This window comes from Actinophytocola sp. (genome assembly GCF_049647105.1).
Taxonomy (GTDB): Bacteria; Actinomycetota; Actinomycetes; order Mycobacteriales; family Pseudonocardiaceae; genus Actinophytocola.
Genome location: NZ_JBARWZ010000167.1, coordinates 1 through 13,835, shown reverse-complemented (window position 1 = coordinate 13,835; position 13,835 = coordinate 1). Strand labels below are relative to the sequence as shown.

At 70.2% G+C, this 13,835-nt stretch carries 10 protein-coding genes; 6 read left to right on the top strand and 4 right to left on the bottom strand.

Annotated elements, in window-relative coordinates:
- The 3 genes from WBA97_RS20850 to WBA97_RS20840 all read left to right on the top strand — a co-directional run.
- The coding region (locus WBA97_RS20850; RefSeq protein WP_424232551.1) for a KR domain-containing protein at window positions 1-1,232 on the top strand (1,232 nt) is incomplete at its 5' end.
- Between the two features lie 88 nt (window positions 1,233-1,320).
- Window positions 1,321-2,478 carry a hypothetical protein gene (locus tag WBA97_RS20845; protein ID WP_424232550.1) on the top strand — a complete coding sequence of 386 codons (1,158 nt, stop codon included), beginning with the start codon at window positions 1,321-1,323 and terminating at the stop codon, window positions 2,476-2,478.
- A 578-nt stretch (window positions 2,479-3,056) separates the two neighbouring features.
- Window positions 3,057-3,530 carry an NUDIX hydrolase gene (locus WBA97_RS20840; protein ID WP_424232549.1) on the top strand — a complete coding sequence of 158 codons (474 nt, stop codon included), beginning with the start codon at window positions 3,057-3,059 and terminating at the stop codon, window positions 3,528-3,530.
- Between the two features lie 4 nt (window positions 3,531-3,534).
- On the opposite strand, the gene WBA97_RS20835 is transcribed toward WBA97_RS20840, so the two are convergent.
- The 3 genes from WBA97_RS20835 to WBA97_RS20825 all read right to left on the bottom strand — a co-directional run bounded on the left by WBA97_RS20835 (window position 3,535) and on the right by WBA97_RS20825 (window position 5,660).
- Window positions 3,535-3,924 carry a hypothetical protein gene (locus WBA97_RS20835; RefSeq protein WP_424232548.1) on the bottom strand — a complete coding sequence of 130 codons (390 nt, stop codon included), beginning with the start codon at window positions 3,922-3,924 and terminating at the stop codon, window positions 3,535-3,537.
- 17 nt (window positions 3,925-3,941) lie between these two features.
- Entirely contained in the window at window positions 3,942-5,078 is a 1,137-nt protein-coding gene (locus WBA97_RS20830; protein ID WP_424232547.1) for a helix-turn-helix domain-containing protein, read from the bottom strand.
- A 144-nt stretch (window positions 5,079-5,222) separates the two neighbouring features.
- Window positions 5,223-5,660 (bottom strand): NUDIX hydrolase, encoded by a 438-nt coding sequence (locus WBA97_RS20825; RefSeq protein WP_424232546.1) that lies wholly within the window; start codon window positions 5,658-5,660, stop codon window positions 5,223-5,225.
- 159 nt (window positions 5,661-5,819) lie between these two features.
- Between WBA97_RS20825 and WBA97_RS20820 the strand changes: the two genes are divergently transcribed.
- Both WBA97_RS20820 and WBA97_RS20815 read left to right on the top strand, forming a co-directional pair.
- Window positions 5,820-6,587, top strand: a complete 768-nt coding sequence (locus tag WBA97_RS20820; protein ID WP_424232545.1) for a TauD/TfdA family dioxygenase — start codon at window positions 5,820-5,822, stop codon at window positions 6,585-6,587.
- Between the two features lie 169 nt (window positions 6,588-6,756).
- Window positions 6,757-7,137 carry a hypothetical protein gene (locus tag WBA97_RS20815; RefSeq protein WP_424232544.1) on the top strand — a complete coding sequence of 127 codons (381 nt, stop codon included), beginning with the start codon at window positions 6,757-6,759 and terminating at the stop codon, window positions 7,135-7,137.
- Between the two features lie 22 nt (window positions 7,138-7,159).
- On the opposite strand, the gene WBA97_RS20810 is transcribed toward WBA97_RS20815, so the two are convergent.
- Window positions 7,160-7,540 carry a hypothetical protein gene (locus WBA97_RS20810; RefSeq protein WP_424232543.1) on the bottom strand — a complete coding sequence of 127 codons (381 nt, stop codon included), beginning with the start codon at window positions 7,538-7,540 and terminating at the stop codon, window positions 7,160-7,162.
- Window positions 7,541-7,798: 258 nt separating this feature from the next.
- Between WBA97_RS20810 and WBA97_RS20805 the strand changes: the two genes are divergently transcribed.
- Window positions 7,799-13,835 (top strand): type I polyketide synthase (locus tag WBA97_RS20805; protein WP_424232552.1); only part of this gene is annotated, 6,037 nt, incomplete at its 3' end.

The window sequence follows — 13,835 nt, the reverse complement described above, 5'->3', positions numbered from 1 at the left end:
CCCGCTGGCTGGCCGAACGCGGCGCGCGGCGGCTCCTGCTCACCGCACGCCGCGGCATGGCCGCCCCCGGGGCGGCCGAACTGGTCGCCGACCTGGCCGCGCTCGGCACCACCGCGACGGTCGCCGCCTGCGACGTCGCCGACCGGGACGCACTGGCGGCACTGCTGGCCGAACACCCGGTCAGCGCGGTGGTCCACGCGGCGGGCGTCACGGCGGCCGTGCCCGTCGACGACACCGGAACGGACGCGTTCGCCGACGTGCTGCGGGCCAAAGTGGACGGTGCGCGGCACCTGGACGAGCTGCTGCCCGACGCGGAGGCGTTCGTGCTGTTCTCGTCCATCGCCGCGACGTGGGGCAGCGGCGGCCAGTCCGCCTACGCCGCGGGGAACGCGTTCCTCGACGCGCTCGCCGAACAGCGCCGCGGCAGGGGCCGCGCCGCGACGTCGGTGGCGTGGGGTCCGTGGGCCGACAGCGGCATGGCCGCCGACGACACCGCCCGCGAGTACCTGCGGCGGCGCGGCCTGCGGGCACTGCCCGGCCCGGTCGCCCTTGCCGCGCTCGGCCAGGCGGTCGACGCGGGCGAGACGTGCGTGACCGTGGCCGACGTGCGGTGGGAACAGTTCGCCGCCGCGTTCACCCTGGTCCGGCCAAGCACGCTCGTGGAGGACCTGCCGGAAGTGATGGCCATGGCCGAGGCCGCGCACGTCGCTGAGCCGGACTCCGACCGAGGCCGGCAGTTGCGGGACCGGCTGGCCGGACTCGACGACGACGCCGCCGACGCGGCGCTGCTGGAGCTGGTGACCGGTGCGGTCGCGGTGGTCCTCGGCCACGACGGGACGAGCACGGCCGAACCGGACCAGCCGTTCGGCGAACTCGGGTTCGACTCGCTGACCGCCGTGGAACTGGCGGGCAGGCTCTCCGCCGTCACCGGCCTGACCCTGCCCGCGACGACCGCGTTCGACTATCCGACCGCCCGCGCCCTGGCCAGGCACCTGCGTACCGGGCTGGGCGGCGGCCGAGGTGGGGTGGAAACCCTGCTGGCGGGGCTCGACGAGATGGACGAGGTGTTCGGCAGGCAGGCTCCCGACGGACTCACCCGGGCCAGGGTCGCCGTGCGACTGCGTGCCTTCCTCGACCGCTGGGTCGACGGGCGGCCGGCCGGGCTCGACCTCGCCGACACTGACACGGACGCGGACATGCTTCGGATGATCGAGCAGGAGCTGGGGATCTGACCGCGAGCGCGGATGCGCCGGTCGACGCGGCGTGGATCAACGCCGACCGCGAGACGAAGGTCGAGCGCTTCTGGCCGCCCTTCGGCAGGTGAGCGCCGCACCACAACATAGCCACAACACTCGCCGGTCAGGATTCTGCTTCGTCGCGTCGAAGCAAGGAGGAAACATGCGTCCATTGAGGAAGTTGTCCGCGATAGTCACCGGGGTGCTCATCACCGTGCTGTCCCCGGCGATCGCGAGCGCCGCCATCGGGTGCGCAGAACTGCAACGGGGCAGCAACATCGATCCCGGGTTGGTGTCCCGAGCGGACGGTACACTGGACATTTACCAGGTCAGCTTTACCAACACCGTTTTTCGTTACCAGGTGGACCCTCGTACCAACACGGTGAACGGCTTCCAGGACCTGGGCGGCGTGTCGCGCTCCGAGCCATCGGCCGTCTCCTGGGGTTCGGGTCACTCTGCGGTCTTCATCCGTGGTGGTGACGATGGCCTGTACTACAACCAGTTCGACAACGGCGTGGCGTCCGGCTATCAGAGCCTCGGCGGTGTGGTCACCTGGAACCCGTACGCGGTGGCGCTCGGCCCCGGGCATCTCATCGTGTTCTACCGGGGCTCGAACAAACAGTTGTGGTTCCGGGAGTTCGAGAACGGTGCCTGGGGACCGCACACCAGTCTCGGCGGTGTGCTGACGTCCAGCCCGATCGCGGTGTCGACCCGACCGGGCCACGTCGCCGTGATCACCCGTGGTCAGGCCAATGATCTGTACTACCTGGAGCGGGTCGGGTCCACCTGGAGCAACTGGGTCGGGCTCGGCGGTAGGTTCGCCGTCGACCCGATCATGGTCACCCGAGGGCCGGGCCTGGTCGACGTGTTCGTGCGCACTACCAACTCGAGAGTGGCGGGTATCAGCTACAACGGCTCGGCGTGGGGTCCGTGGTTCGACCTGGGCGCGCCACGAGGTGGTGCCATCTCCGAGCCGGGCGCGGCCGCGACGGGCTCGGGTGAGCTGGTCGTGTTCGAACGGGGCGACGAGTCCCCAGCGACCAACCGCCCCATCCATCGCAACTCCTCGTTTGACGGAGGGGTGACGTGGACGGGCTGGATCCAGATGGACGCCTACGGCACCCCGTCACAGAACAACCCCGAAGCGACCGCGAACGCGTTCGGCGGCTGGAACTACGCCGCGACGAACTTCCCGTCGGGAGCCCGCCTCGGGCCGCTGCGTGTCTGTTCGTCCTCGCTGTGACAACCGGACCACAGCCAGGAATCCGTTCCTGGCTGTGGTTCTGGTCGCGGACATGTCTACCCACCAGAATCGTCAGATCCGCCCGCAGACAATCCATGGTCCGACAATATCGGAGCCATCTTTGTTGATTTTTCGCGGCGTTCACATCTAAAGTGACATTGCATCCGGATCCTTCGTTAGCCGCGTCCGCCGCGCTGCGGTCGTTACGTGCGGGTATGACCATTCGGTGCGAACGGCCGGGCTGACCGACCACGCCGCCATGGCGTTGATGCTCGACCTGGCCAGCACGGTTGCGTGAGTCACCTGGTCGATGAGAGCAGACCACGGCGTGGGCTCTCCAAGCTGAGTACGGAGCGCTGCTAGCGTCCGCTCCGCGCCTTCGGGCGTCGACACACATTGTTGCTGGGAGCAGCGGCTCGAACTGAGCTCGAACGTGGCGGAGGGCTTCGAGGATGACGGTGGCAGGTCAGGATCCGCGCGATGTGGTGTACGACCTGGTGGCAGGTGTGAGTCCACTCGACGAGCACGAAGCCCGGGACCGGGCCACCACGTTGCAGTGGATCCGGTCGGGTGCACCGTTGTTCCGGATCGCCCGACCGGCCACGCCCGACAAGCATCTGTGTGTCTATTTCGCCCTGGTTGACGACGTACGGCGTTCGGTCCTGCTGGTCGACCATGTCAAGGCGGGTTTGTGGCTGTTCCCTGGCGGTCATGTCGACGACGGCGAGGATCCGCGTAGGACGGTGCTGCGGGAGGCCACCGAGGAGTTGGGTATCGACGGAGCGTTCCACCCGCGGTTCGGCGATGAGCCACTGTTCCTGACCGTCACGGAGACACGCGGCGAGCACAGTCATACGGACGTGTCGTTCTGGTTCGTGCTGGCCGCCGATCAGGACATGCGGATCGACGCCGACCCCCGGGAAGCGAACGAGACGCGATGGTTCGCCTTGGACGACCCCACCGAGTGGACACACGACCGATTCGACCCGCAGATGGCACGCTTCCGTGACAAGCTCATGGATCGTCTGGGCACTCCGGCATTGGTCAGCTAACACGTCACCCCGAACGGGCCGCTGCGTACCGGGCGGTGGTCGTTCGCCGCCGCACGGACGGCACGCGGCCCGATGGTGGTGAGCAGGGCCCTGGTGATCCTGTGTTGGTGCCGTCACGGTCGTAGTACAGGCCGGTGGTGAGCTTCGCATCCTTGATCGACTCGATCCGGTCGGCGGCCCACGCGGCATCGTTGGCGGCCGTCGAGATGCTGTCCGGGCAGGTTTCCCCGCTGTCGGCTTCCGCCTGCGGCCACCAGGCAGGCTCAAGGCTGCACGCGAACCGGCCACAACTCGGCGCGTACACGAAGTTCAGCCACAGCCAGAGCACGGCCGCCATGACCAGGATGCCGGTCAGTGACGAGAGCGTTTGCCTGCGGGTCTCAGCGCCATTCAAGCTCCCATGGTGTTGATTCACAACTCCGGTTCGGGCGGAGTGAGGAGCCTGTTCAGCCGTGACAGTGCGGCTTGCCCCTCGGTGGTGATCTCGGTCAGGCCGCCACTGTCCGCCGCGCGGAGGGTGCGCTGAATCTGGTGCGGCAGTCGATGAGCTTCGGCGGCGGTCACCGCGGTGCGCAGGGCTTCGCTGGCGGCGTCGCGGTCCCCCGCGGAAAGGTGGACCTGTCCGGCCGTGACCCGTTCGATGATGTGCCACTGCGGGGCGGCCGGTGTCGCGTCAGCGTGGCCGGTCTGCATGACCTGGACGGCCTCGGCGGCGCGGCCGGTTGAGACGAGTCCACGCAGTTGGATCTCTCGGAACGTGAAGGGGTTGAACAACATCCCGTGTGCCGGACCGCTGTCGAGCAGATGACGGAAGTTTTCAATGGCTCTGTCGAACATGTCTCGGTTGCCCTGCTCTCCAGCGGCGCGAGCGAGGAACGCGAGCGCTGTTCCCTGTCCCTCGCGATCGGTGGACAGGTCAACCGCGCGCTTGAGGCGTTGAATGGCAGCGGGTACCCGGTTTGCCTTGCGTAGTTCGTTGCCGTGCATCCGCAGTGTGTGCGCCAGGAAGAACGGATCTTCGAGGCGTTCAGCGATGATCAACGCCCTGCCGGTCCAGCGAGCGGCGGCGGCCAAGCGTTCCTCCGGAAGTACAGTGCCCAGCGAGACCCCGAGTGCCACTCGTGCCTGTCCCAGCAGGACAAGGGTTTCCCGCTCGATGTGACCTTCCGCGGCGCGTGCTTCCAGGCGGGCGATGAGCGGCCACAGCTCGTTTACGGCATCTACCGCACGGCCAGCCCGTCGGGCGATCTCGGCCAGACGGATCGTGGAGTCCCCGAACTGAACCATGGCGGCAAAGTCCGCGTCATCTCCGTGTGTCACGCCTAACACGTGTGTTGGGAGGCCCAGTGTGCGCGCGATGTGCCGGCGGGTGCCGACATCGTTGATCGAGCGGCGACCCGTCTCGATCATGGATACGTAGGTCTTGTCGTAGCCCAGGAGATCCGCGAGTTGCTGCTGGTTGAATCGGTTGAGGCGGCGGTAGGTCCGCAAGATCGTTGCGAGGTCACGGCTGGCCAATGCTGCGGCGGCCTCGCCGGCCGACCACATCCACACCGCTGGACCGATACGGCGAGCGGGGACGACCGGCCCAGTGAGGTTGGCGCTGGTGTGGCATGTGGGACAGACTGGTTCGGTCGCGAAACTGCTGAGTCCCGCCCCGCACGCATCGCAGCATTTGCCGGCCATCGTTGGCTACCCGGTCAACTCTGAAGCGTCGCCGCGCAGCCTCGCATACCAGGTCGAAATTGAGCGCTTGTAACCTTCTGGCATAACCAGGAGGAGCACCTCGTCTTCGTTGAACAAGCCGATTTCCTTGTGCTCATGGGAAAGTACCGGCTGAGTGTTGCCGGTCGGATGGCATCCGTATGTCACGATGAACACGTGCTTTTCGACAGCGTTGATGTAGTACATCCAGGTGTCAAGGATCGGGCCAGTCTCGACTTTCCACTGCGTTTCTTCAAAAATCTCCCTGGCAACGCATTCTTCGGGGGTCTCGCCTATCTCGATCCGACCGCCCGGCAGTTCCCATTCCTCGCGTTCGTTTCGCAGCAGGAGCACCTTGCCGTCTCGCACCACGACGCCCTTGATCGAGATCGAGAACGTTTGCGGCCTGTACATGTCGTGGTCCACCCGGTGCCCTCCTGCTCTACGACGTCCTGCTCCTTGAGCAAGGTAGCGCATCCAACAGCGTGTGGCGGGTTGACAGTCTGTCACTGGACACAACGGATGGCCTGGACTTTTGTTGGGTCTCGGATGTGTTGGATCGCTCTCTCTGGAGGTCAGGCCGAGATGCTCGACTCGCGGACGCGGCACCGCGTCAACAGCCAGGACGTGGAGATGGCACCTGGTCTTGTCGTGGAGCTGGCAGCGCATGGCCTTGTCCTGTTCGACGACGTGACCAGTGCGGATCACCTGCTCCGACTCGCCCGCTCGATCGCCACGATCGTGCCTCACCGAGACAGCGACGCGTCCGGCGTGACCACGATCGCCGACGTCGGCGGTCAAATGCGTAGTGGGTTTGCCGGGTTCAGCGCGTGCGCACTTAATCCTCACACGGACCGGTCCGGAATCGTCAATCCACCCGCACTGTTGATGATGGCGTGTGGACAACCTGCGAGCACCGGCGGAGAATGCGTCGTTATCGACGGAAAAGCGGTTTACGACGACCTTGCCGAATCTCACCCCAAGGCCGCGAAGGCTCTGAGTGCTCCACGGTCTGTACTGTTCGGCGGTGCCGCAGGGTATCTCGGTTCGATTTTTGCGGCCACAGGGGATCGGATCACTATTAGTCTGCGACTGGATGACCTTGCACAGTTTTCGCCCGATGCGACGCGTTGGCTACCGGTTCTTCGTGCCGCGATAGACCGGCATGCCACCATGCTCAGACTAAACACTGGTCAGGGCTACGTTCTCGACAATCACCGTTGGCTGCACGGCCGACGCGCGTTCGCTGGGCAGCGGGTGATGTATCGCATCCACGGAGATCCGTTGCACCACTTGGGTATTACGCCTGGATTCCTGTCGGCCCGGACCCTGATGCCAGGTAGCGCGACATGACCTCAGTCGGACTTACCCGCCTTGCGGTCCTGTTGGTGATTGGCACCGCCGCGCTGGTGCGGGGTCGGTGTGCGGAACGGGCGGACCGGCGGAGGCTGACCGCGATTGTCGATGAGGCGAAGCGCCAGATACAGGCTGAGCTGGGTGGGGAATGTACACGACGACGGGCGTGACTGAGCTGGACGCGTTGTTGGAGATCGTCGGCAAGCGCGGGTTCATGTGGCACATGTTCCGCACCGACCAGCACGGGCCCGAAGTGCTCGCGGGAGTGTTCCAACACTCTGAGTGCGCCGACGTGTTGGTGTTCTCTGGTAATGAGTACGCGCATGCCTACCGCGTGCCGACAGGTAGGCATGCCGATGTGTTCGCACCGACGAGCGTGTACTGGTGGTACGGCGCAGGTCCGGTCTGGACACTACGGGCCATGCTGACTCTGCCGGAACCAGGCGACCCAGAGGCACCGGAGACGCTGACCCCGATACCGCCCGGCTTGGGGATACCGGGCAACCGAACACCGGTCAAGGTGCGGCGTCGCGGCACAGTGCACTGAGCCCGATCCCTACCAGCAGTTCTCACAGCGTGGTGCGCGTCGCGCATGCGGTAGCCAGCGCAGCCACGCGAAGTAGTGCACCGCGAGCGGGAGCGGTCGGGTCCTCGTCGGGCAGCAGCCACCAGTCCGGGGCGTACCTACGCAGGCCGGCCGGTAGCGCGTTAGGTGACGGTTCGCGGCGTTTCATGACGCCAGCCAGTAGGGCCGCGTACACCGGTCCGGCGTTGTGGCCGGCCGTCGCCGTGCTGCACGTCGGCGGGCACGTGCAAGGCGTGGTGCGCAGCAGGCGGGCCAGGGTGATGCGCTGCTGGCGTGCCTCCACGACAGCCGGGTGGGCGCGCGGCCCTTTCGCCGTGTCGATCGGCCCGCGCAGCGGCTCGTGCGGAGAACCAACGACTCGCACATCGGTGGATCCGGGGTCAAGGGTCCACAGCTTGTGCACGGTGTGGGCCGAACGTCGTATCGGGGCGGGCCGGCCGTCCGATGCGGCGTTCGCGCGGGTGCGGCACACAGGTGGTGATGGGGCGCCGGGTGGGGGCTGTAGGGGTGTCTGCGGGGTTCTGGCCGCTCATATGGTCGCCTCAACGTCCGAAAAGCCCGGCGCCACACCGTTTCAGCAGTGCGAACGCGGTGGCCGCCTGCCTGGAGAGGTGACGTGTCAGTGGCGGACGACCAGAAGTACCTCGACTACCTCAAGCGGCTCACCGCCGACCTCCGCCAGACCCGGCGGCGGCTGTCGGCGGCGCAGGCCCGCGAGCGGGAGCCGATCGCGATCACCGCCATGGGCTGCCGCTTCCCCGGTGGGACGGACACCCCCGAGGAACTCTGGCGGCTGCTGGCCGACGGCCGCGACGCCATCGGGCCCTTCCCCGCCGACCGGGGGTGGGACCTCGAGCGCCTCTACCACCCGGACCCGGAGAATCCCGGCACCAGCTACGTGCGCGTCGGCAACTTCGTCACCGACGTCGCCGACTTCGACGCCGGGCTGTTCGGCATCTCGCCCCGCGAAGCCCTCACCATGGATCCGCAGCAGCGGCTCCTCCTCGAGGTCGTCTGGGAGGCCGTCGAACGCGCCAGGATCGACCCCGTCGCCCTGCGCGGCAGCCGCACCGGCGTGTTCGTCGGTGCCGCGACCTCCGGTTACGGCCTCGGTGTCCGCGACCTTCCCGACGGCGCGGGCCACCTGCTGACCGGCAACGCCGGGAGCGTCCTGTCCGGTCGCGTCTCCTACACCTTCGGCTTCGAGGGGCCCGCGGTCACCGTGGACACCGCGTGCTCGTCGTCGCTGGTCGCGTTGCACCTCGCGGCGCAGGCACTGCGGGCGGGGGAGTGCGACCTCGCGCTCGCGGGCGGCGTCACGGTCATGACCAACCCCGACATCTTCACCGAGCTGAGCAGGCAGCGCGGCCTCGCGGAAGACGGCCGCTGCAAGGCGTTCGCCGCCGCCGCCGACGGCACGGGCTGGTCGGAGGGCGCAGGCGTCCTCATGCTCGAACGACTTTCCGACGCCCGCGCCAACGGCCGCCGGATCCTGGCCGTCGTCACCGGGTCCGCGGTCAACCAGGACGGTGCCTCCAACGGGCTCTCCGCACCGAACGGGCCGTCGCAGGAACGGGTCATCCGCGCCGCGCTGGCCGCCGCCAGGGTCGCCGCGTCCGATGTGGACGTCGTCGAGGCGCACGGCACCGGCACCCGGCTCGGCGACCCCATCGAGGCGCAGGCGCTGCTGGCCACCTACGGCAGGAACCGGACCGAACCGCTGCGGCTGGGCTCGATCAAGTCCAACATCGGCCACGCCCAGGGTGCGGCCGGTGTCGCCGGGGTCATCAAGATGGTCATGGCGCTCCAGCACGAATCGCTGCCCGCGACCCTGCACGTCGACGCACCCACCCCCGAGGTCGACTGGTCGGCGGGCGCCGTCGAGCTGCTGACCGAGGCCAGGCCGTGGCCCAAGGGCACCGAGCCGCGCCGCGCCGGTGTCTCGTCGTTCGGCGTCAGCGGCACCAACGCGCACGTGATCATCGAGGAGGCGCCTGCCGTCGAATCCCAGGACCATGGCACGGCCGCGACCCGGCCCGAGCTGCTGGGCTGGGTGGTCTCCGGCCGCACCAGGCAGGCGCTCACCGCTCAGGCCGCCACCCTTCTGTCCCATGTGGACAGTGATGATCCGGTGGCGGTGGCCCGCTCGCTGGCAGGCACCCGCGCCGCACTCGACCACCGTGCCGTCGTCCTCGGCGACGGCATCGACGCCCTGCGTGCCGGGCTCGCCGGGCTCGCCGCCGACGAGGAGACCCCCGGCGTGCTGCGCCGCACGGGCGACACAGGACGCGGCGGTGTCGTCTTCGTCTTCCCCGGCCAGGGCTCGCAGTGGGCGGGCATGGCCACCGGGCTGCTCGGCACCGAACCGGTGTTCCGCGCCCGTATCGAGGAGTGCGCCGCCGCCCTCGCCCCGCACACCGACTGGTCGCTGATGGACGTCCTGCGCGGTGACGGCCCGTCGCTGGACCGCGTCGACGTCCTGCAGCCCGCGCTGTGGGCGGTCCACGTCGCGCTCGCCGCACTGTGGCGCTCGGCGGGCGTGACGCCCTCCGCCGTCGTCGGCCACTCCCAGGGCGAGATCGCCGCCGCCGTCGCGAGCGGCGGGCTGAGCGTCGAGGACGGCGCCCGGATCATCGCGCTGCGGTCCCGGATCGCCGCCGAACGTGTCGCCGAGGGCACCGGCATGGTGTCGCTGAACCTCGCCGCCGGGGACGCGGAGGCACTGATCGCCCCCTGGTCGGACGCGCTCAGCGTGGCCGCCCGTTCCGGGCCGCTGTCCACCGCCGTCGCGGGCGACCGCGCCGCGGTCGAGGAACTGCTGGCCGAATGCGAGCGCCGGGACGTCCGCGCCCGGCGCGTCGAGGGCGCCTACGCCAGCCACACCGCCAACGTCGAGGTCATGCGCGACGAACTGCTGGCGGCCATCGCGGACATCGCGCCGACGGCGTCGGAGGTCCCGTTCTACTCCTCGGTCACCGGGTCCATTGTGGACACCGCGACGCTGGACGCGGACTACTGGTACCGCAACCAGCGCGAGCTGGTCCGGTTCGAGGACGCGACCAGGGCGCTGGCCGCCGACGGCCGCACCACCTTCATCGAGGTCAGCGCCCACCCCGTCCTGGTCTCCGCGCTGGAGGAGACCCTGGAGGCGATCGACTCGCCCGGCACCGTGCTCGGCACGCTGCGCCGCGACCGCGGCGGCCAGGACCGCTGGCTCACCGCACTCGCCGAGGCGTGGGTGCACGGCGTCGCCGTCGACTGGGCCGCCGTCCTGCCTGACGGCCCGGTCGTCGATCTGCCAACCTACGCGTTCCAGCGCACCCGCTTCTGGCTCGACGCCCCCGCCGCCACCCCCGACCGTTCCCCGTTCTGGGACGCCGTCGAGCGCGCCGACCTCGACGGCCTGGCCGCCATGCTCGACGTCCCCGGCGACACCCCGCTCAGCGCGCTGCTCCCGTCCCTGTCCGCGTGGCGGCGCAGCGAGAACACCTCGCGCAACACCCTGCGCTACCGCGTCGAGTGGCAGCCGGTCCCCACCTCCCCGGCGGCGGGTGGCAGCTGGCTCGTCGTGACGTCCCCATCCGGTGACTCCGACGCGTACGTGGCCGCCCTGCGTGACGCGGGCCTCGACGTCTGCACCGTGGCACTCGACCGCGCCGAACTCGACCGCTGGGCGATCTCCGCGCTCCTTGACGACGCAGCCTCGGCCCTGCCCGACCTCGCGGGCGTGCTGTCACTCGTCGCCATCGACGAGACCCCGCACCCCGACGAGCCCGCCGTCACCACCGGCGTCGGCGCCACGATCGCCCTGATCCAGGCGTTCACCGACACCGAGATCGCCGTCCCGCTGTGGTGCGCGACCTCCGGTGCCGTGTCCGCCGCCCCCGGCGACCTCGTCGCACACCCGGCGCAGGCCCAGATCTGGGGGCTCGGCAAGGTCGCCGCGCTCGAGCACCCCGGGCGGTGGGGTGGCCTGATCGACCTTCCCGCCGAACAGGACGCCACCACCGGCGCCCTGCTCGCCGCCGCCATCGGCGGCACCGGCGAGGACCAGCTCGCCGTCCGCGCGAACCTTCTTGCCAGCAGGCTCCGCCGCGCCCCCGCCGCCGCGCCGGCGCAGCCGTGGACCCCCTCCGGCGCCGTGCTCGTCACCGGCGGTACCGGTGCCCTCGGCGCGGAGGTCGCGGCCTGGCTGGCCGGACGTGGTGTGCGGAAGCTGGTACTGACCAGCCGCCGGGGGCCTGCCGCGCCCGGCGCCGCCGACCTCGTCGACCGCCTCGCAGGCCTTGGCGCCACCGCGGTCGTCGCGGCCTGCGACGTCGCCGACCGGGACGCGCTCGCCGCACTGCTCGCCGAGCACCCCGTCACCGCCGTCGTGCACACCGCCGGTGTCGACCCGTCGATGCCGCTGACCGACCTTGAGCTGCCCGACTTCGCCGACGGCGCCCGCGCCAAGGTGCTCGGCGCGGCCCACCTGCACGAGCTGCTGCCCGACGCCGAGGCGTTCGTGCTGTTCTCCTCCGTCGCCGGGGTGTGGGGCAGCGGTGGCCAGGCCACCTACTCCTCGGCCAATGCCTACCTCGACGCGCTCGCCGCGCACCGCGCCGCCGCCGGTCTGCCCGCCACCGCCATCGCATGGGGTGCCTGGGACGGCGGCGGCATGGCCACCCGCGACGGCGTCCAGGACTCGTTGCGCCGCCGCGGTTTCACCCCCATCCCCGCCGCTCGCTGCGTCGCGGAACTGGCCGCCGCCGTCGACGAGGGCGCCACCGCGCTCACCGTCGCCGACGTCGACTGGGACCGCTTCGCCGAGCCGTTCACCGCCGTGCGCCCCAGCGCCCTCATCGCCGGCCTCCGCGCCCCGGCCCCGGTCGCCGACGACGAGCCCGTCGACGGCGAGGCCGCCAGGCTGCGTGCCCTGCCGCCCGCCGAACGCAAGCACGCCGTCCTGGCACTGGTCCGCCGCTGCGCGGCAGGCGCGCTCGGCTACGACAGTACCGACGCGATCGAGCCAGGCAGGCCGTTCAAGGACGTCGGCATCGACTCGCTGACCGCGGTCGGCACCCGCAACAAGCTCGCCGCCGCGCTCGGCCGCAAGCTGCCCGTCACCCTGCTCTACGACCACCCGACCCCGCTGGCCCTCACCCGCCACCTCCTGGAGGAGCTGACCGGCGAGTCAGGCAAGCACACCGCGACGCAGGCCACCGTCATGGCGGCCGACCACGACGACCCGGTCGTCATCGTGTCGATGGCCTGCCGGTTCCCCGCGGGCATCGCCACCCCCGAGGACCTGTGGCAGGTCGTGGCCACCGGGGTCGACGGCATCGGCGCGTTCCCGGCCGACCGGTGCTGGGAGGTCGACCCGGCCCCCGGTTTCACCCCAGAGGGCGGCTTCGTCCACGACGCCACCGGCTTCGACGCCGACCTGTTCGGCATCTCCCCGCGCGAGGCCGTCGCCATGGACCCGCAGCAGCGCCTCCTGCTGGAGGCCGCGTGGGAGGTCCTGGAGCGCGCTGGCATCGACCCGCACTCCCTGCACGGCAGCGCGACCGGTGTGTTCGTCGGCGCCTCCACGTCCGGCTACGGCGTCGGCATGCGGGTGGCCGCCGGGCTGGAGGGCCATTACATCACCGGCACCTCTGCCAGCGTCATGTCCGGCCGGGTCGCCTACACGTTCGGGCTGGAAGGTCCCGCGCTCACCGTCGACACCGGCTGCTCGTCCGCGCTGGTCGCCCTGCACCTCGCCGCCGCGGCACTGCGCAGGGGCGAGTGCGACAAGGCCGTCGTCGCCGGGGTGTCCGTGCTGACCAGCCCCGACCTGTTCGCCGAGTTCAGCACCCAGCGCGGCCTGGCCACCGCGGGCCGCTGCGCGTCCTTCGCCGACGCCGCCGACGGCACCGGCTGGGGTGAGGGCGTCGGCGCCCTGTTGGTGGAGCGTCTCTCCGACGCCCGCCGTCTCGGCCACGAGGTCCTCGCCGTCGTGCGCGGCTCCTCGGTCAACTCCGACGGCGCCTCCAACGGTCTCACCGCGCCCAACGGGCCGTCGCAGCAGCGGGTCATCCGGGCCGCGCTGGCCGCCGCCGGGCTGGCACCGTCCGAGGTGGACGTTGTCGAGGGGCACGGCACCGGCACCACCCTCGGCGACCCGATCGAGGCGCAGGCCCTCATCGCCACCTACGGCCAGGACCGGGACGAGCCGCTGTGGCTGGGTTCGGTCAAGTCCAACATCGGCCACACCCAGGCCGCGTCGGGCGCCGCCGGCGTCATCAAGATGGTCATGGCGCTGCGCAACGGTGTCCTGCCAAGGACCCTGCACGTCGACACGCCCTCAACGAACGTCGACTGGACGGCCGGGTCGGTCGAACTGCTCACCGAGGCCCGCCCCTGGCCGGAGACCGGACGGCCCCGCAGGGCAGGCGTGTCCTCCTTCGGGGTCAGCGGCACCAACGCCCACGTCGTACTGGAGGCCGCGCCCGCGACCGAGCCGGTGGTGCCGGTCACCGAGACCGCGCCCGCCCTGGTGCCGTGGCCGGTGTCGGCACGCACCCCGGCCGCGCTCGCCGACCAGTGCGCCGCCATCGGCGCCCGCGTCGCCGCCACCGATCCGTCCACTGTGGACGTCGCGTTCACGCTCGCCACCGGCCGCGCCGACCTGGCAC

Excerpts from the sequence above, each read along its gene's own strand:
- WBA97_RS20820 (WP_424232545.1), top strand. The coding sequence starts at position 5,820 with ATGCTCGACTCGCGGACGCGGCACCGCGTCAACAGCCAGGACGTGGAG.
- WBA97_RS20830 (WP_424232547.1), bottom strand. The coding sequence starts at position 5,078 with ATGTGGTCGGCCGGCGAGGCCGCCGCAGCATTGGCCAGCCGTGACCTC.